Origin of the sequence: Pantoea sp. S61, assembly GCF_016625145.1 — a bacterium.
GTDB lineage: Bacteria > Pseudomonadota > Gammaproteobacteria > Enterobacterales > Enterobacteriaceae > Pantoea > Pantoea rwandensis_B.
The window spans coordinates 1-18,576 of record NZ_JACVUO010000004.1 but is presented as its reverse complement, the minus strand read 5'-3'; the positions used below and the strand labels follow the sequence as shown (position 1 = coordinate 18,576).

General features: G+C 53.5%; 19 protein-coding genes and 1 tRNA gene. 9 read left to right on the top strand and 11 right to left on the bottom strand.

Going from position 1 to position 18,576, the window contains the following annotated elements; genetic code table 11:
* Positions 1-3 precede the first annotated feature (3 nt).
* Positions 4-789, bottom strand: a complete 786-nt coding sequence (locus IAE30_RS10300; RefSeq protein ID WP_038648830.1) for a transporter substrate-binding domain-containing protein — start codon at positions 787-789, stop codon at positions 4-6.
* Between the two features lie 194 nt (positions 790-983).
* Complete coding sequence (gene hpxU, locus IAE30_RS10295) at positions 984-1,823, bottom strand: MurR/RpiR family transcriptional regulator HpxU (RefSeq protein ID WP_038648833.1); 840 nt, start codon at positions 1,821-1,823, stop codon at positions 984-986.
* 175 nt (positions 1,824-1,998) lie between these two features.
* On the opposite strand from hpxU, the gene IAE30_RS10290 reads away from it, so the two are divergent.
* The 4 genes from IAE30_RS10290 to hpxZ are packed head-to-tail and all read left to right on the top strand — an operon-like array spanning position 1,999 to position 5,562.
* Positions 1,999-3,585: a gamma-glutamyltransferase family protein gene (locus IAE30_RS10290; protein WP_200679501.1), complete on the top strand. Its 1,587-nt coding sequence runs from the start codon at positions 1,999-2,001 to the stop codon at positions 3,583-3,585.
* An 11-nt stretch (positions 3,586-3,596) separates the two neighbouring features.
* Entirely contained in the window at positions 3,597-3,782 is a 186-nt protein-coding gene (gene hpxX, locus IAE30_RS10285) for an oxalurate catabolism protein HpxX (RefSeq protein ID WP_034825399.1), read from the top strand.
* Entirely contained in the window at positions 3,779-5,176 is a 1,398-nt protein-coding gene (locus tag IAE30_RS10280; protein ID WP_200679499.1) for an AtzE family amidohydrolase, read from the top strand. The genes hpxX and IAE30_RS10280 overlap by 4 nt, the downstream gene beginning before the upstream one ends.
* Positions 5,177-5,178: 2 nt before the next feature.
* Positions 5,179-5,562 carry an oxalurate catabolism protein HpxZ gene (gene hpxZ / locus IAE30_RS10275; protein ID WP_038648839.1) on the top strand — a complete coding sequence of 128 codons (384 nt, stop codon included), beginning with the start codon at positions 5,179-5,181 and terminating at the stop codon, positions 5,560-5,562.
* 107 nt (positions 5,563-5,669) lie between these two features.
* On the opposite strand, the gene puuE is transcribed toward hpxZ, so the two are convergent.
* From puuE to IAE30_RS10260, 3 genes are read right to left on the bottom strand one after another with little or no spacing between them, the layout of a single operon-like run.
* Complete coding sequence (gene puuE / locus IAE30_RS10270; protein ID WP_045813706.1) at positions 5,670-6,629, bottom strand: allantoinase PuuE; 960 nt, start codon at positions 6,627-6,629, stop codon at positions 5,670-5,672.
* 34 nt (positions 6,630-6,663) lie between these two features.
* A complete protein-coding gene (gene hpxA / locus IAE30_RS10265) occupies positions 6,664-7,395 on the bottom strand; it encodes an allantoin racemase (protein ID WP_045813705.1) in 732 nt (243 codons plus the stop codon).
* Complete coding sequence (locus tag IAE30_RS10260) at positions 7,392-8,114, bottom strand: GntR family transcriptional regulator (RefSeq protein ID WP_200538250.1); 723 nt, start codon at positions 8,112-8,114, stop codon at positions 7,392-7,394. The genes hpxA and IAE30_RS10260 overlap by 4 nt, the downstream gene beginning before the upstream one ends.
* A gap of 146 nt (positions 8,115-8,260) precedes the next feature.
* On the opposite strand from IAE30_RS10260, the gene IAE30_RS10255 reads away from it, so the two are divergent.
* Positions 8,261-9,754 (top strand): NCS1 family nucleobase:cation symporter-1, encoded by a 1,494-nt coding sequence (locus IAE30_RS10255; RefSeq protein WP_200679497.1) that lies wholly within the window; start codon positions 8,261-8,263, stop codon positions 9,752-9,754.
* A gap of 79 nt (positions 9,755-9,833) precedes the next feature.
* Here IAE30_RS10255 and IAE30_RS10250 read toward each other — a convergent pair.
* Together IAE30_RS10250 and dnaQ are read right to left on the bottom strand one after the other, a co-directional pair.
* Positions 9,834-9,910: transfer RNA gene (locus tag IAE30_RS10250), tRNA-Asp, on the bottom strand.
* A gap of 134 nt (positions 9,911-10,044) precedes the next feature.
* A complete protein-coding gene (dnaQ, locus tag IAE30_RS10245; RefSeq protein ID WP_038648850.1) occupies positions 10,045-10,776 on the bottom strand; it encodes a DNA polymerase III subunit epsilon in 732 nt (243 codons plus the stop codon).
* Between the two features lie 53 nt (positions 10,777-10,829).
* Between dnaQ and rnhA the strand changes: the two genes are divergently transcribed.
* Positions 10,830-11,297: a ribonuclease HI gene (rnhA, locus tag IAE30_RS10240; protein ID WP_200538249.1), complete on the top strand. Its 468-nt coding sequence runs from the start codon at positions 10,830-10,832 to the stop codon at positions 11,295-11,297.
* On the opposite strand, the gene IAE30_RS10235 is transcribed toward rnhA, so the two are convergent.
* Positions 11,282-12,016, bottom strand: a complete 735-nt coding sequence (locus IAE30_RS10235; RefSeq protein ID WP_038648855.1) for a class I SAM-dependent methyltransferase — start codon at positions 12,014-12,016, stop codon at positions 11,282-11,284. The two genes, rnhA and IAE30_RS10235, sit on opposite strands and share 16 nt — an antisense overlap.
* A gap of 40 nt (positions 12,017-12,056) precedes the next feature.
* On the opposite strand from IAE30_RS10235, the gene gloB reads away from it, so the two are divergent.
* Together gloB and mltD are read left to right on the top strand one after the other, a co-directional pair.
* On the top strand, positions 12,057-12,812 hold the full coding sequence (gene gloB / locus IAE30_RS10230; protein ID WP_200538248.1) for a hydroxyacylglutathione hydrolase: 756 nt from the start codon (positions 12,057-12,059) through the stop codon (positions 12,810-12,812).
* 71 nt (positions 12,813-12,883) lie between these two features.
* Positions 12,884-14,254: a murein transglycosylase D gene (mltD, locus tag IAE30_RS10225; RefSeq protein ID WP_034825415.1), complete on the top strand. Its 1,371-nt coding sequence runs from the start codon at positions 12,884-12,886 to the stop codon at positions 14,252-14,254.
* 114 nt (positions 14,255-14,368) lie between these two features.
* Here the strand turns inward: mltD and IAE30_RS10220 are convergent, their stop codons facing one another.
* Both IAE30_RS10220 and IAE30_RS10215 read right to left on the bottom strand, forming a co-directional pair.
* Complete coding sequence (locus tag IAE30_RS10220) at positions 14,369-15,172, bottom strand: endonuclease/exonuclease/phosphatase family protein (RefSeq protein WP_038648861.1); 804 nt, start codon at positions 15,170-15,172, stop codon at positions 14,369-14,371.
* A 180-nt stretch (positions 15,173-15,352) separates the two neighbouring features.
* Positions 15,353-16,531 (bottom strand): MFS transporter, encoded by a 1,179-nt coding sequence (locus tag IAE30_RS10215; RefSeq protein WP_200679495.1) that lies wholly within the window; start codon positions 16,529-16,531, stop codon positions 15,353-15,355.
* Between the two features lie 100 nt (positions 16,532-16,631).
* Between IAE30_RS10215 and yafC the strand changes: the two genes are divergently transcribed.
* Positions 16,632-17,540, top strand: coding sequence for a DNA-binding transcriptional regulator YafC (gene yafC / locus IAE30_RS10210; protein ID WP_045813700.1), 909 nt, complete (start codon positions 16,632-16,634; stop codon positions 17,538-17,540).
* Between the two features lie 12 nt (positions 17,541-17,552).
* Here the strand turns inward: yafC and dkgB are convergent, their stop codons facing one another.
* Entirely contained in the window at positions 17,553-18,356 is an 804-nt protein-coding gene (gene dkgB / locus IAE30_RS10205) for a 2,5-didehydrogluconate reductase DkgB (RefSeq protein ID WP_200679493.1), read from the bottom strand.
* Between the last annotated feature and the right edge of the window lie 220 nt (positions 18,357-18,576).

The following is an 18,576-nucleotide window of genomic DNA, read 5'->3' as shown; positions in this document are numbered from 1 at the left end:
GCGTTATGCGCCGAGGTTGGCTGGCAGTGGGGCTTTCAGCCACTCTTCTGACAGCTTGTTCAGCGTACCGTCTTTGATGCCCTGCTCAATCAACGCATTCACTTTGTCTTTCAGCGCCGGTTCATCTTTCTTCAGACCGATAAAGCACGGTGAATCTTTCAGCATGAACTGCGGCACCGGTGCTTTTTCTGCGTTCTGGCGCGCAATGGCCGCTACCACGAGGTTACCGGTCGCGACGTACTGCACTTGACCAGAAAGATAGGCTGACAGCGTGGTGTTGTTATCTTCATAACGCTTTACCTGAGCATCTTTTGGCGCCACATCGCTCAACACCATGTCTTCCACTGCACCGCGCGTCACACCAATTGATTTGCCGCTCAATGCCGCCGCATCTTTCAGTGGCTCGCCTTTTGGACCAAATACGCCGAGGAAGAACGGCGCATAGGCACGGCTGAAATCGATCACTTTCTCGCGTTCGGCGTTTTTGCCCATGCTGGAGATCACCAGATCCACTTTATCGGTTTGCAGATACGGCACGCGGTTGGCGCTGGAAACAGGGACCAGCTGCAACTTCAGTTTCATCTCCTTTGCCAGGTACTTGGCCATGTCGATGTCATAGCCCTGCGGCTGCAAATCCGTGCCAACTGAACCAAACGGCGGGAAGTCCTGCGGCACCGCAATGCGGATGACGCCACGCTTCTGAATGTCTTGTAGCTGATCGGCCATCGCACTGCCGACCTGAGCCATCAGCAATGCTGCGCCTGCGACTGCCAGTAAAACTTTTTTCATTATGCACCCCGGTGAGTTTATCGTGAAACAAAAGATTCTTGATTAAACGATTTGCAACTAATGTGCCAACCACAGGGTGCGAGGAGTAAAGGGAAGAAAAACGAATAAACACGGAGTTTGGGGCGATAAAAACGGGCTTTAAGCCCGCATAAAAACCCGATCCAAAAAGGTGCAAAGCACCAAAGTGGTGCCCACTATCGGTGTTCCAGTTCATCCAGATGCTGATAAAGATCGGCAATTTGATGAATACGCTGACGACCTTGCGACAGCATTTCATGCAGCAGTGCATTCGCCAGCAGGTTGATCAGACTCATCGCCGAGGCATAGCTATCAAAGGCGGAGACGCTGTCGAGCGGCGCACACAGCTGCCAGTGTGCCAGGGTGATAATGCCTTGCGCCTGCGGCTCGCACAGCGCCAGCACCGGGATGTTGCTCTGCTGTAGCTGCTGCATCAGGGGGCGGATGATGCGTGGACGGCGACGGAAGGCCATCACCACCACGATATCTTCGGATGTGATATCCACCAACTCCTCGCCCAGCGTCTGGCCGGGTTGCGGGAGCACATGTACCTGCGGACGCGCCTGCATTAACTGCTGGCGCAGGTGCAATGCCACCGGATAGGCGTTACGCATGCCGATAATAAACACCCGCTTTGCGTCACCCATCGCCTGAATCACTTCGCCAAACTGCTGCGGGTCGATGCTGTTCACCCACTGCGTCAGGTTCGCCATCTCCTGCTTGTAATGACGCGACAGTAAGGTATTGCCCTGCACCGCATCGCGGTTGTCGGTGAGGGGCATGCCGCTCTGACGCAGCGTACGCAGCTCATCACGCATGTCCTTGTATTTCTCATAGCCCAGACGTTTAAACAGGCGGCTGACTGTCGCCTTCGATACCCCGCTCAGCCGCGCCAGCTCTGCGCTGTTGTAGCTGATCAGGTCATCAAAATGGTCAAACACAAAATCAGCAATACGCTGCTCCTGCGGCGACAGCTGCGGATAGTGACTGCGAAGGCGTTCATCAAGCTGTTTCATCATGGGTCCTGTAACTTTCGTTTCATCACAAGCTAGCACAAATCGATCCACATTGATGTCCGACCAAAACTGGAACAGCTCTTGCTTAGATCACCTCACGGATTTGTAGGGGCTACCATTACGGCGACCACTAACCCAATCCCCCTACAAAAGAAACAATGATGAAGAGTTCACTATGATACAGAGCAACATGGCCCCGCTCGGCATGGCCGTCACCCCACATCATCTCGCCAGTGAAAGCGCACTGGCGGTTTTACGCGAAGGCGGTAACGCGATTGAAGCGATGGTGGCGGCCGCAGCCACTATCGCGGTTGTCTATCCGCACATGAACGGCTTGGGTGGCGATGGCTTTTGGTTGGTCGTGCCGCCCAACGGCGATCCTATCGCTATCGATGCCAGTGGCGCAGCAGGCTCGCTGGCGCACCTCGACTTCTATCACGGCGAAAGCCACATTCCGCATCGCGGTCCTAAAGCCGCGCTAACTGTAGCGGGCACGGTGAGTGGCTGGCAGGAGGCGTTAACGCTGGCTGAAGAGCTAGGTTCTGCGCCGTTGCCGTTAGCCCGTTTACTGCGTGACGCCATTCGCTATGCTGCCGATGGCATTCCTGTTACCGCATCGCAGGCTGCGGCCACTGCCGCAAAGCAACATGAATTGCTTGATCAGCCTGGCTTCGTTGCGACCTTCTTGCCTGACGGCACCGTGCCTGGCGCCGGTAGCCGTTTTACCCAGCCCGCGCTTGCCAATACGCTTAGCGTGTTGAGTGAACAGGGTCTGGAGAGTTTCTATCGCGGCGAGCTGGCCCACCATCTGGCACGTGAAATGACCGCGCTGGGTATGCCGATCACCCTGGAAGATCTTCAGAAACAGCACGCGCGCCGCTGCACGCCGTTACATCTGGCACACAGCGAGGGCGACATCTGGAATATGACGCCACCGACGCAAGGTTTGGTATCGCTGGCAATTCTGGGCATCACCGACCGGTTGAACATGGCAGAGGCGGATGAGGCACAAACCGTGCACCGCATTGTTGAGGCCACCAAAAAAGCCTTTGCCTTGCGCGACAAACACATCACCGATCCACGTCACATCGACTTCAATGTGCAAGAGCTGCTCGATGCCGATCACCTTGCCACACTGGCGGCGCAAATTAACCACCAGCAAGCCGCACCGTGGGGAACCGGACGAGGTCCTGGCGATACCGTGTGGATGGGCGTGATGGACAGCAGCGGCTTAGCCGTCTCCTTTATCCAAAGTATCTATCACGAATTTGGCAGCGGCGTCGTATTGCCGGGCACAGGCATTACCTGGCAAAACCGTGGTGCCGCCTTTAGCCTGCAACCGGGCCATCTGCTGGCGCTGGAACCTGGTAAACAACCGTTCCATACCTTAAATCCAGCGGCTGCTCGCCTGAAAGATGGTCGCACGATGGTTTACGGATCAATGGGGGGCGATGGCCAACCACAAACGCAGGCGGCGATTTTTACCCGCCACGTCATTCAGGGACAGCCACTGCAACAGGCGGTCAGTGCACCGCGCTGGTTGCTGGGGCGAACCTGGGGACAATCCTCTGACTCTCTCAAACTCGAAGCGCGCATGTCAGCAGAAACGGTGCAGCAGTTGCGCGAACTCGGCCATGACGTTGAGCTGCTGCCTGATTTCAGCGAAGTCGTCGGCCACGCTGGCGCCATCGTCAGACACAACAACGGCATGCTGGAAGGTGCCTTCGATCCACGTAGCAACGGCAGCGCAGCCGGCTTTTAAAGGAAACCATCATGCATTCGCAACCGGACTGGGCGGCTTATATCGCTCAAATGGAACAGATTCTGGCTCTGGAGCTGGACGAAGCACGTCGCGCTGAATTGCTGGTGCAGTTCAATCGCATCGCCGCCATGGCTGAACCGCTCATGGCTTTCCCGCTGGATGACCGGCTGGAAGTGGCAGGAGTGTTCCATCCATGAAACTGGCATCGTTATCCATCGAAGCGCTCAATCATGCGCTGAATCAGGGTGATATTAGCGCCCGTGAAGTGGCGCAACAGACGTTGAACGCCATTGAACAGCACAATCCAGCGCTCAATGCGTGGACCGAAGTCACCAGTCAGCGCATGTTGCGCGAGGCGGATCAGGTCGATTTACAACGCCAGCGCGGTGAAGTATTGCCTGTGCTGGCGGGTATTCCTTATGCGGTTAAAAACCTTTTTGATGTTGCCGGTCACAGCACCCTTGCGGGTGCCAGCTTGTTCAGTGAACGTGCAGCGGCCCGCGAAGATGCGTGGGCGGTGAGTCAACTGCGTCAGTCCGGCGCACTGCTCACCGGCATGCTGAATATGGATGCTTATGCTTACGGCTTTACCACCGAAAACACCCATTACGGCCCGACCCATAATCCGCGCGATTTGAGCCGCGTGGCCGGTGGTTCTTCGGGCGGCTCGGCGGCGGCCGTCGCGTCAGGCTTAGTGCACTTCTCACTAGGCACCGATACCAATGGTTCGATCCGCGTGCCGGCCTCGTTGTGCGGTATCTATGGACTCAAACCGACCTTTGGTCGCTTATCGCGCAGTGGCAGTCATCCTTTTGTTGCCAGCCTCGATCATATCGGTCCGTTCGCTCGCTCGGTGGAAGATTTGAGTCTGGTGTACGATGCGCTGCAAGGTCACGATGCCAGCGATGCTTTCCAGGCAGCGCAGGCGAAGGAACCGGCCAGTGACGGATTAGTAAAAGGCGCAGAAGGCATACGTAGCGCAGTGCTGGGCGGTTTCTTTTCGACCTGGTGCAGCGAGGAAACGCGCGCCGCCGTGAAAGTGGTGGCACAAGCGCTGGATGCCAGCGAAGAAGTCACGTTAGCCAACGCGGAAATTGCCCGCTCAGCAGCCTTCATCCTCACCGCCTCAGAAGGCGGCAATCATTATCTGCCCGCTTTGCGCAATATGCCCGAGCAATTCGAACCGAACTCTCGCGAGCGTCTGCTGGCCGGTGCGATGCTGCCTTCCGCGTGGTATGTGCAGGCGCAGCGCTTCCGCCGTCATTTCCAACAGCAGGTGTTACCCCTGTTTGAACAATTCGATGTCCTGATTGCACCGGCGACCCCTTGCACCGCCACCACCATTGGGCAAGAGACGATTCACATTAACGGCCAGGATTTGCCGACGCGCGCCAGTATGGGCATGCTGACGCAGCCGATTTCCTTCCTCGGCTTGCCGGTCTGTACCGTGCCTTTGCAAACTGCCAGCGGATTACCGATTGGCTTACAGTTAATCGCTGCACCGTTTAAAGAACATCTTGCACTGCGCGCCGCCTGGGCGCTGCAGCAGCAAGGGTTGACCCTGCCACAAACCACCCTGATGGATGCGTAACCATGACACCTGAACATATTGATCGTCCTGCTGTGCTGGCTGAGGTAACCGCTGCGTTTTATCGCTATGAAGAAGCGCTGGTTAGCAACAATGTTGATGTGCTGGATGAGTTGTTCTGGCACGACGATCGCACCGTGCGTTTGGGCGCCGGGGAAAATCTGTATGGCATTGATGAGATCCGTGCATTTCGCGCTGCCCGTCCATCGAAGGGATTGGATCGCACGCTACGTAATACGGTGATCACCACCTTTGGAGATGACTACGCGGTGTGCAGCACTGAGTTCACGCGTGAAGGCGTGGAGAAGATGGGTCGCCAGCAACAAACATGGGTGCGCATGCCTTACGGCTGGCGGATTGTCGCGGCGCAGGTGAGTTTAATGAGCTAGCGTGATAAACCGATGCTCGTCAGTATGACTTAACGGGCGTGGTCAGGCCCGGTACGACAGTTCATGTCGTACCGGCCCAATGTGTCGGCGCGGAGTATCGCAGGTCGCTAAACAGCAGGAGCCGGGTGCGTCTCCATCCAGTGTTCAGCGATTTGCTGGCGCGTACAAATCCACACATTCTCATGCTGCTGGATATGGTCGAGGAAACGCTGCAAGGCGCGGAATTTGCCCGGGCGGCCCAGCAGTCGACAGTGCATGCCAATCGACATCATCTTCGGCGCGGTGTCGCCCTCTTCATACAACACATCAAAGGTGTCACGCAGATAGACAAAGAACTGCTCGGCGGTATTAAAACCCTGCGGCGAGGCGAAGCGCATATCGTTACATTCCAGCGTGTAAGGAATGATCAGATGGGGTTTCACCGTGCCATCCTGGCACGTTACCTGCGTCCAGAACGGAAGATCGTCGCCGTAGTAATCGCTGTCATAACTGAAGCCACCGTTCTCCACCACTAAGCGGCGGGTGTTGGGGCTGTCGCGACCGGTATACCAACCGGTGGGCGCTTTACCAAACAGATCGCGCAGTACATCCACCGCCTGCTGCATGTGCTGACGTTCGGTTTTGGCATCCATCGACTGATAATGGATCCAGCGCCAGCCATGACTGACTACGTCGTAATCCGCGGTTTTGATTGCGTCAACAATCTCCGGATGACGCGCCAGCGCCATCGCCACGCCGAAAACCGTTAATGGCAATCCGCGCTTCTGGAACTCGTTGTGAATGCGCCAAAAGCCTGCGCGCGAACCGTATTCATAGAGAGAATCCATCGACATATGGCGGTCGGCGTAGCTGGCGGCGCCAATGATATCGGACAGGAATTGCTCAGAACCTGCATCGCCGTGCAGCACGTTGTTTTCTGCCCCCTCTTCATAGTTGAGGACAAACTGCACCGCCACTTTCGCGTTGCCCGGCCACTGTGCGTGCGGCGGATGGTTAGCATAGCCAATCAGGTCACGCGGGTAGTTTTTGTTGAAGCTGTACTCTTTCTTTTCAGATACATCACTCATTCTGTAAATTCCTTAGTCAGTCCCCAACCAGCCCTTAGTTTAGGTGCTGAAATGCCCCGCTGAGCGCTTTTTCAATCGGGTAATCTAAATCCCCGTGTTTGCTGGTGCCAAAGCCGAGCGCCACCAGCGATTCCACCATTTTTACTGCAGCGCTGACACCATCTATTACCGGCAAGCCCAACTCTTTCGTCAACTCTTGCGCCAGTGAGGCCATACCGCCACAGCCCAGCACTATCGCGCCACTGCCATCTTCTCGCTTCGCCTGAATGCAACGCTGGCGCACTTTTTCCTGCGCCACACCGCTGCCATCTTCCAGCGCCAGCACCGGAAGATCGATAGCGTGCAACGCCGCACAATGATGGGTAAAGCCATATTGCTGCAGCAGATGGCGGGCAATCACCAGGGTGCGCGGTAGCGTAGTGACGATTGAAAAGCGTGTCGCCACCAGCGTTGCCGTGTGCATCGCGGCTTCCGCAATACCGATCACCGGACCGCTGGCCAGTTCACGCGCGGCCAGCAATCCCGGATCGCCGAAGCAGGCAATAATGTGGCCACTCACACCCTGTGCTTTGCCTAGCTTGACCTGTTCCAGTACGCCGATTGCCGCAATGGCTTCATCGAAATGCCCTTCAATCGAAGGCACCCCCTCGCTCGGGCACACGGCCAGGATTTCAGTCCCTGGTGCCGCTACCGCACGCGCGGCTGCACCGATGGTTTCCGTCATCGCCAGGCTGGTATTGGGGTTGATCACCTGAATCAGGCTCATGATGCAGCTCCATTGTGACCGGAAAATAACCGGGTGAAATCGGGTAACGTTTCGCCGCTGCGCTCAAAATGCAGGCTCGCCACGATATGTTCGAAATGATGCTGTAAGGCTGCGGTGAGCGCGGGAAGATCTTTCTGCCGCAGTAGATCCACCAGCCGGTCATGATGATCGCAACGACACCCGCGCTGCCAGGGCGCACCATAGGCGGCAATCACTAATGATGAGCGCTGTGTCAGGCGCGTCACCATATCCGTCAGCACCTGATTACCGGAAATCGCCTGTAGCTGAATATGAAAAGCCGCAGAGAGCCGAATTGCCGCTGCGCCATCGTGCTGTTCGTGTGCCTGCTGCTCTTTCTCGATGAGTGTGCTCAGGGCAGCAAGGTGCGGTGGCTGCACGTGAGCCAGCACCGCGGGCAAATTGGCGCACTCGAGTAAGCTGCGTGTGGCAAAGATATCGCGCGCCTCATCAACGCCCGGCGTGGCCACTTGTGCACCACGCCTGGGCGACAGGGTGATCATTTGCACCGCGGCGAGGCGCTGCAGCACCTTGCGAATGCCGGTTCGGCTCACACCAAACACTTCTGATAGTGCCTCTTCTGGCAATTTACTGCCCGGTGGCAGCTGATGTTCCACAATGGCGGTGAGTAACGCCTGATAGATGGGTTCGTCGCGATCATTCAGATCGGCCGCCGTTTTCTGGCCTGTTTCGCTCTTCATTACCTGCTCCGGTCAGTGACTGTGCACAGTCATATCGTATACGTGAAATTAATTTTTTGTATACAAGAAATCAATTCTGGCCTGGATCCTGCAATACCGTTTCACGTTGTGATTAATTTTCCCATGTTGTGAGAGGAGCAGGTTTCATGCCAAATCATTCTGAAGTGACCTCCGGGGTGGCCTCTGGAGCCAACGCCCACTACAGTCCACGCCTGTGTAACGAGGATCTGGCGCCGACGCGCGACCAGAATTGGTCGTGGTATAACATTTTCTCTTTCTGGATGTCGGATGTGCACAGCATGGGCGGCTATGTGGTCGCCGCCAGCTTCTTTACCCTGGGACTGGCGAGCTGGCAGGTACTGCTTTGTCTGTTAGTGGGTATCTGCATCGTGCAGCTGTGTGCCAATCTCGTCGCCAAACCGAGTCAGATGGCAGGCGTACCTTACGCGGTGATTTCACGGCAGGCATTCGGCGTGTTTGGTGCCAATATCCCCGCGGTGATTCGCGGCCTGATCGCCTTCGCCTGGTATGGCATTCAAACCTACTTAGCTGCCAACGCACTAATGCTGGTGCTGCTGAAGTTCTTACCTTCACTGAGTGGCATGACGCAAAGCAGCTGGCTGGGATTATCTCAACTGGGCTGGTGCTGTTTCGGTGTGATGTGGTTCCTGCAGGCCATGGTGTTCTGGCACGGCATGAGCGCGATTAAACGCTTTATCGATGTGGCGGGTCCGGCTGTCTACGTGGTGATGGTGGCGCTAGCGGGCTGGATTGTATACAAAACCGGCTTTGACGGTATCTCCTTTACGCTGGCCAGCAAGCAGTTGAGCACTGGTGAGCAAACCTGGCAGATGATCACCGCCACCGCATTAGTGGTCTCCTATTTCTCCGGTCCACTGCTCAACTTTGGTGACTTCTCTCGCTACGGCAAAAGCATGGGGGAAATCCGCCGGGGTAACCGCTGGGGCCTGCCGTTTAACTTTCTGCTGTTCTCGATTGTCACCGTGGTGATCGTGTCGGGTACGCAGTCGCTGTTCGGCCGCATGATTACCGATCCGATTGAGACCGTGAGCATGGTTGGCAATGATGTCGCCGTCGCGATTGGTTTACTCACCATGATTATCGCCACTATCGGCATCAACATCGTGGCAAACTTTGTTTCCCCGGCGTTCGACTTCTCAAACTGCTCACCGCAGAAAATCAGTTTCCGTACCGGCGGAATGATTGCCGCAGTGGGTTCTGTACTGCTGACGCCATGGAATCTGTTCCAGTCACCGGAGTTGATTCATTACACGCTGGATGTGCTGGGCTCCTTTATCGGACCGCTGTTTGGCATTTTGGTGGCCGATTTCTATCTGATTAAGCGCAGCAAGGTTTACGTGGACGACCTGTTTGATGACACGCCAAAGGGACGCTACTGGTATCGCGGTGGCTTTAACCCGAAAGCGATTGCTGCACTGCTGCCGTCGGTAGGTATTTGCCTGGTGATCAGCTTTATTCCGTCACTGCATGCTGTTGCAAACTTCAGCTGGTTTATTGGTGTGGCATTAGGTGCGGGTTGCTATCGCTGGCTGGCACGCGCCGATCGTGAAGTCTCTGTGGGGACTTACCGTCAGGAAGTGGCGGTGCAGAAGGATTGATCTAATGATCAGGTTGGCGCCGATGCCAGCCTGAAAAAGCAAAAAGCCGATGCATTTCTGCATCGGCTTCTTTAATGATTGGCGGAACGGACGGGGCTCGAACCCGCGACCCCCTGCGTGACAGGCAGGTATTCTAACCAACTGAACTACCGCTCCGCGCTTTGTTCCCCGTCGAGAACGAGGCGAATATTAATGGCAGCCTTATGAACCGTCAATGCTTTTTCTGAGGGAATGAATCGTTTGCCGATTTTTTCGACTTAACGTTGCTTTTCCACGCAAATTCAGCCCATTCAGGCACGCCACAGGCAGCTTCCGCCCTTCTTCAGCACCAAATCCAGACGACTTTCATGTGCGATGATCTCATCATCGCTGGCGTTGACCACGCGTAATCCTGAACTCGGACGCACAATGCGCTGGATGTTATCGCCGGTATTTTGGCTGTTCTGATCGACATCCGCGGAGAAGGCCAGCGAAGTTTGGCCGCCCGTCATCATCAGGAACACTTCCGCCAGGATTTCGGCATCGAGCAATGCGCCGTGCAGCGTTCGTTTGCTGTTGTCGATTTCGTAACGATTACAGAGCGCATCAAGGCTGTTGCGCTTGCCTGGATACATTTTACGCGCCATCGCCAGGCTATCCGTCACCTGACAGAAGGTGTCGGTTTTGCCGATGTCGCGCTTCAGCATGCCAAACTCATAGTCCATAAAGCCGATATCGAACGAGGCGTTGTGGATCACCAACTCCGCACCACGGATGTATTCCAGGAATTCATCAGCGATGTCTGCAAACATGGGCTTATCGGCAAGAAACTCATCGGCAATACCGTGTACACCAAAGGCTTCCGGATCCACCAGCCGATCGGGCTTGAGATACATATGGAAGTTGTTGCCGGTCAGGCGACGGTTAATGACCTCAACCGCACCGATTTCAATGATGCGATGTCCTTCATAGTGCACACCGATCATGTTCATGCCGGTGGTTTCGGTATCGAGGACGATCTGGCGGTTATTTGCAGTGCTCATAGGACTCGTTTTATGTCAGACTTGGCGTTTTGTCAGAAGGAAGTCTACCAGAGATGCGCAAACAGGTAGAGATATTCACCGATGGATCCTGCCTGGGCAATCCCGGCCCCGGCGGTTACGGCGCCATTTTACGCTATGGCGCGCATGAAAAAGAGTTTAGCACCGGCTATCGACTCACCACCAACAACCGCATGGAAATGATGGCGGCGATTGTGGCGTTAGAAGCGTTAACGCAGCCCTGCGAAGTGGTGCTCAGCACCGACAGTCAGTATGTGCGTCAGGGCATCACCAGCTGGATTCATAACTGGAAAAAGCGCGGCTGGAAAACGGCCGATAAAAAGCCGGTGAAAAATGTCGATCTCTGGAAGCGACTCGATCTTGCGCTCAGCCACCATGAAATCAAGTGGGAATGGGTAAAAGGCCACGCCGGTCACCCGGAAAATGAACGCTGCGATGAACTGGCGCGCAGCGCGGCCGGTCATCCCACCCAGGATGATGTTGGCTATCAGGTCGAATCCTGATCCTTCACTTCACGAAACTGGCGCGTGGCATTTACCGTTTGCCTGACCTGCGCTTTGTTTAAGCTCTTCTTCGCTTTGGTGGGCGTTAATGGGAATGTTCGTTTGCGTGCCACCACAATGTTCAGACATCCCAGCGCGGGCAGGTGCGCACTGATCACTTTGCCGCCCTGCCGATGCCACGGCACCACTTGAAAACGGGTGCGATAAACCACTTCATAGTTGAGCAGGCTGAGCCAGTCGAGCAAGCGTACCTGGCTGAACATGCGTCCGCTCCATGGCGCGCGGGCGTGCAAACCCGGGATACCTTTGCTGATACCGAGCAGGCTGAACGGGTTGAACCCGCTGATAATCATCCAACCATCGTCAATCAGGACGCGATCCACTTCTCGTAGCACGCGATGGGGATCCTGACTCCACGCCAGGGTATGCGCCATCAGGCAGGCATCAATCGATTTCGCTTCAAAAGGTAATTGCGTGGTATTGGCGATCACCTGCAAGTCATCGCCCTCAATGCCCACATTTACCTGATGCGATATGGCACACTGGCTGGTATTGATTTCTGCGCTAAGGCTGCCAAGTTTAAGCATATGAAAGCCATACAGCTTTCCAAGGTAAGGCTGCAACTGCTGCGTGAGTGCATCGCGAAAATAATCGCCCCATGGCATATCGCGCCAGGAGCGCGGCGCAGTCAGAATTTGGCGTGTTTTCGCTGGCTTCATGCTCTACCATCATCCTTTTTCTACGACCTGAGAGGTGTTTATGAATCTTACCAGTATTCCCGCGTTGCAGGATAACTACATCTGGACACTGACGGACGATGATAAAAACTGCCTGATAGTCGATCCCGGCGAGGCTCAACCGGTGCTGGATAAAATCAGAGTCAACAAGTGGCAACCGGTGGCCATTTTGCTCACGCATCATCATCACGACCACGTCGACGGTGTCGCCGAGTTACTGCAACACTATCCCGATATGGCGGTTTACGGGCCAGAGGAAACGGCGGATAAGGGGGCAAAACATATCGTCGCCGAGAATGATGAATTTACCCTGCTTGGGCTAAATTTCCGTGTCATCGCAACACCCGGACACACTTTAGGACATATCTCATATTTCAGTTCACCTTATCTTTTCTGTGGTGACACGATGTTTTCTGGCGGTTGTGGAAGATTATTTGAAGGCACAGCAGAACAAATGTTTGATTCATTTCAAAAGCTTAATAAACTTCCTGCAGATACCCTGATTTGTTGCGCTCATGAGTACACTTTATCCAATATGAAGTTTGCTGCGGCTATTCTGCCTCATGACCCCAAAATTTTGGCAAGGTATCAGCAAATTAAGGACTTACGCGCAGAAAACAGCATCACTTTGCCAACAAAATTGGCCTTAGAGCGGGAAATAAATTTATTTCTCCGAACGCAAGATGCTGATTTACAAAAGGCTTTAGGGACTAATGTTACTTCCTCTCCCTTATGGCAAACTTTCGCTGATCTACGCGGGAAGAAAGACCGTTTTTGATATTTAAGGTTGTGTTGTGTGTACCCCTAACGTATAGTTGCTCGTCTTTTAAGCGAACTATTGACACACACATGAAGGCTAAAGCGATATTACTCGCCTCGGTCTTGCTGGTAGGATGTCAGGCATCAAGGAATGACGCCAATATCCCCGTACAGCATGCACAGAGCCTGTCTTCAGCTGGTCAAGGTGAAAATGGAAAGTACGGAGATCAATTATTATCGCAGCGCTGGCAGGATGATGGAACAAGCCTCGCAGAAGATACCGATCTCTGGAATCACATTAGTGACGAGTTGAAGATGGGGATTCCGGAAAACCCCCGGATCCGCGAACAAAAAACAAAGTTTTTAAAAAATAAGAGCTATCTCCACGATGTAACATTACGGGCAGAGCCGTACATGTACTGGATTGTCGAGCAGATACAGAAACGTAAAATGCCGATGGAACTGGTACTGCTACCCATAGTGGAGAGCGCTTTTGACCCACATGCAACATCTTCTGCGAATGCCGCTGGCATCTGGCAGATTGTTGCACAAACGGGCAAAAACTATGGTTTGAAACAGAACCAATGGTATGACGGACGCCGCGATGTGGTGGCCTCGACCAAAGTTGCGCTGGATATGATGCAGCGTCTGAACGGTATGTTTGACGGTGACTGGTTGTTAACAGTGGCCGCCTATAACAGCGGTGAAGGACGAGTGCTGAAAGCGATAAAACAGAATAAGGCGCGCGGCAAGCCGACTGATTTCTGGCACTTATCGTTACCACGCGAAACTACGGTCTATGTACCTAAGATGTTGGCCTTGAGTGAAATCCTCAAGAACAACAAGCAGTACGGTATCAAGTTGCCGACTCCAAACGAAAGCCGTGCTTTAGCACGTGTTGAAGTGGGGCAGCAAATTGAACTGACGCAGGCCGCAGATATGGCCGGTATGTCGCTCAACAAGTTGAAGAGCTTCAACGCCGGTTATAAAAATGGCACCACTGCGCCAAACGGACCGCACTATATTATGGTGCCTAAGTCCAACGTTGCTAAGCTGCGCAATTCACTGGCATCCGGTGACATTGCATCCGTGCAGCCTGTTGAAATGGCGAAAGTCAGTGCAGCAGGAAACAACTATACGGTACGCAAAGGCGACACCTTGTCGGCAATTGCTAACAAGCTTGGCGTTAGCGTCAGTGCACTGAAACAGCAGAACAACCTGCGAAGTGCTTCAGTTCGCATCGGTCAGAAGCTGACTGTTGGCGGCAAAGCAACGCAGTTGGCTGATAACGGCAACAGCATCACCTACCGTGTACGTAAGGGTGATTCTTTTGCCAGTATTGCAAAACGTCATGGTGTGAACACCCAGGATGTTATGCGCTGGAACAGTGACGCTAAAGACATTCAGCCGGGCGATAAGCTCACGCTGTTTGTGAAGAATAGCGCAACACCTGATACCTAATGCGTCGAAAAGGCTGACTTTTGTCAGCCTTTTTCATTTTTCTGCCGTCCTCAACCCTTCTCGCCGACATCCTTCAGCTTATTCTTTAGTCAGTTGTCAGACAGCATGCGTATATTAACGCCCGATGGGATACGTTGAATTGAACTCAACCAGCAGTGGATTGTGATCAGAAGCGCGTGTGACCAGCACAGAAGCCTCACTGACTTTCATATCCCGGTAGAAGACAAAATCTAAAGGACGACCAAACGCTTTACGGCGATGGTCATCCGTGAAATTCACTTCCTGCAATGTCATCTCTTCAGCAAAGCGATAAAGCGCGTTCATGCGCTGGCGGCTCCAGGCGTTGAAATCGCCGGCCATGATCACCGGTCCGCGGTGGTGTTGAATCTGTTCGCCAATCGGCCCGAGTTGCTTGCTGTAGACATCCACGCCAAGGCTGAAATTCACCGCGTGGATGTTGACCACCATCAGCATCTCGCCAGTCGGCAGTGGATAGGCCGTCACCAGCGCCGACTTAGCCAAGCGTAACAAAGGTTCGCGTTCACGCAATGGACAGCAATACACAGGATGCGCAGAAGCCAGCGTCATCACGCCTGAAGGGTGCTGAGGTAAGACGAAGGCAGGTACCTGATCGGCCGCCAGATAGTTACTGGTGGCGAATTTGACCAGCTCAGGGGTGGTTTGTGCTTCCTGGAGTAAAACCAGGTGAGCATCTTTGCCGAAACCTTGCAGCACGGACATCCAGTCTGCCCGCTGCTGTTTGAAGATATTCCACACCAAAACCCGCAAGGCAGGATCCGCAGGTAACGGTGCACCAGGCGGCAGCGCCTGCCCCAGATGCAACATCGCCCCAGGCGGGAATATCCGCTCTGCAGGCTGACCCGCTGTATAACGCATTGCATAAGTTTTCTTTCGCACTTTCCCGCCTGGCTGATTTACGACTACAACTTCACCTGACAGTTATAGGGATTTTAGGGCAGGGTTTCAATTGGCGTTGTTGATTGTCGGAATTAGCTTCACAGCAAAATGAAGCTAATTCCCCTACTTGCTGGATATCCCACTTTCGGGGTTCACTTCATCTGGCGATTTTTAGTGGCCCTACTCCGCCGCTAATTCTGCACGCGACTTGTCAAGTTGACCGCTCAAACGTACCAGTAATAGCGCGAAAAATACGATTACTGCACCGACCCAAGGCGTTTGAGCCAACCCGTAGTGCTCAACGATATGCCCTCCTACTAATGAGCCCAGTGCGATACCAATGTTAAACGCCGCAATATTCAGACCTGAAGCCACGTCCACTGCACCAGGTGCGTAGGATTCTGCTTTCTGCACCACATAAACCTGTAACCCCGGCACGTTAGCAAAAGCAAAGATTCCCATCACCAACACTGTCACCAACGCCATATAGTGCGAACTGGCGGTAAACTGAAACAGCAGCAACAATACGGCCAATGCAGCAAATATCAGCGTTAATGCAGACACTGCGCCATGACGGTCGGCCAGTTTGCCGCCCCAAATATTACCGATAGCCACGGAAATACCGTATCCCAGCAAAATGACACTCACTGCGGAAGGTGAGAACCCAGCCAGCGACTGCATCATCGGCGCCAGAAAAGTGAATGCCGTGAATACGCCGCCATAGCCCAGCGCCGTGATGGTATAAATGAGCAGCAGGCGAGGATTGACCATAACACGAGCTTGTTGTGCCAGCGTGGTAACAGGGGGTTGCGCAATATTACGCGGCACCAGAATCATACTGCTGACCAATGCAATGACACCCAACAGCGAAACCGCAAGGAAACTTTCACGCCAGCCAAAGTGCTGACCAATCAAGGTGCCCAGAGGTACGCCCGTGACCAGTGCTACGGTTAAACCACCGAACATAATGGCGATGGCACTCGCCGCTTTTTCTTTGCTGACCAGGCTCGTAGCAATCGTTGACCCAACAGAAAAGAAGACGCCATGTGCCAGCCCCGTTAACAGACGCGCAATCACCAGCGTCTCATAGTTGGGAGCTAACCATGCCACCAGGTTACCTGCTGTGAAGAGCACCATGAGACCCATGAGCAACTGCTTACGCGGCTGCTTTCCAGTAAACGCGGTGAGTACAGGTGCGCCGATCGCGACACCCAGCGCATAGATAGAAACCAGCATTCCTGCTGAAGGCAGTGTGATGCTGAGCTGTTCTGCAATGGTAGGGATCAGACCCACGATAACAAATTCGGTGGTTCCGATAGCGAAGGCGCTGATGGTCAGCGCCCAGAGTGCAAGTGGCATGATTAACTCCCAGGAATGTTTTGATGGGCGTGATTATCGACTCATGCTTTAATGACAAAAAGGTGCAAAGTAACAATAGACTTTTGCTGTGGAGAGCATAATGAAAGCGTCATCAGATGAGTTAAAAGTCTTTATTGCCGTGGTCGAAAGCGGCAGTTTTAGCCGAGCCGCCGAGCAATTACAGATGGCCAATTCAGCCGTTAGCCGCACAGTGAAAAAGCTTGAGAATAAATTGGGTGTGGCATTGCTGACGCGCACAACGCGCCAACTCGCACTGACACACGAAGGTGAGCACTACTTCCGACGCGTGCAAAAACTGATGCAGGAGATGTCTACTGCCGAGAATGAGTTGACGGAGCATCAGCAAGCACCAAAAGGGGTACTGCGCATCGATGCCGCTACACCGGTCATCCTGCATTTGATTCTTCCCATGATTAAACCCTTTCGAGAGCGCTATCCTGACGTTAGCCTGTCGCTGATTTCATCTGAGAGTTTTATCAATCTGATTGAACGTAAGGTCGACGTGGCCATTCGCGCAGGCAATCTGACAGACTCAACTTTACGGGCGCGCTTATTGTTTATCAGTTATCGCAAACTGGTAGCGACCCCGGCATATTTAGCGAAATATGGCGTTCCTACTTCCACAACCGATCTTGCTCACCATGAATGCCTTGGCTTTGTTGAACCATTGCGTTTAAATCGCTGGCCAATTTCAGATAATGGCCGCGATCTCTATGACATTGAGCCGGGAATGTCCTCGAATAGTGGTGAAACTATCAAACAACTGTGCCTTGATGATCAGGGCATTGCTTGCCTGTCCGATTACATGGTCGATAGCGAAATTGCGGATGGAACCTTCATTGAGATATTGGCAGAACAGCGCGTGCCCGTTGAAATGCCTTTTAATGCGGTTTATTACAGTGATCTAGGAGTGAGTCAGCGCGTACGCGCCTTTATCGACTTTCTCAGTGAATGGGTTAATCATCAGCCCTGGCGAATGCAGGGCTGATAAATATCTGACTTAATCCCAGTCTGGTGCAAGGCCTTCAGGACTCACCAGTCTCTGCTGGCGATCCAGGGCCGCGATTTGCGCCATATCTTCCGCATCAAGCTCAACGCGAGCAGCCTCAATGTTACTGGCAAGGTTTTCACGCTTGGTTGATGAAGGAATAACGGCATAGCCTGATTGCATCGCCCAACTCAGCACAACTTGTGCAGGCGTTGCCTGATGCTTTTGTGCAATATCCTGAATCGTGCCATCCTTCAATGCTTCACCGTAAGCCAGCGTCATATAAGACGTAATATGTATCCCCTGCTGTTTTGCAAACTCGACGACCTCTCGGTTCTGCAGGAAAGGATGCAGCTCAATTTGGTTGGTTGCGATATTTTCGATACCCACCGCTTCAATTGCCTCTTTCATTAGCGCAATTGGGAAGTTTGAGATTCCAATTTGTCGTGTCAGGCCCATCTCTTTAGCGGTCATTAATGCCTGCATGCTCTCCTTCACTGAGACCGCAGCACCGGGAGATGGCCAGTGAATCAGAGTAAGATCGACATAGTCAGAACGTAGTTTTGACAGGCTCTGCTGCAAACTCGGTATCAGTTTTTCTGCTGAGAGGTTTTCGATCCAAATCTTGGTGGTAATAAACAGTTGATCACGCGCTATGCCACTTTCAGCGATGGCCTGGCCAACAGCAGCCTCATTTTCATAGATTTGCGCGGTGTCGATGGCACGATAACCCAGTTCCAGTGCGGTCTTTACGGAATGAATTACAACATCGTCTTGCAGGCGGAAGGTACCTAAACCAAAGGCAGGGATTGTCATGTTTTCCTCATCGTTTTGTGAATGATTTCGATGAGGAGCATTGTGGCAGCATTATTATTGCTGAAAAATCCGCTTATAAGCAGAAGAATATTGCAATTAAATCAACAATTGAGCTTGAATTTTAGACATGAAAAAGCCCTGACTTATTAAGTCAGGGCTTATCAATTAAGTGGCGGAACGGACGGGGCTCGAACCCGCGACCCCCTGCGTGACAGGCAGG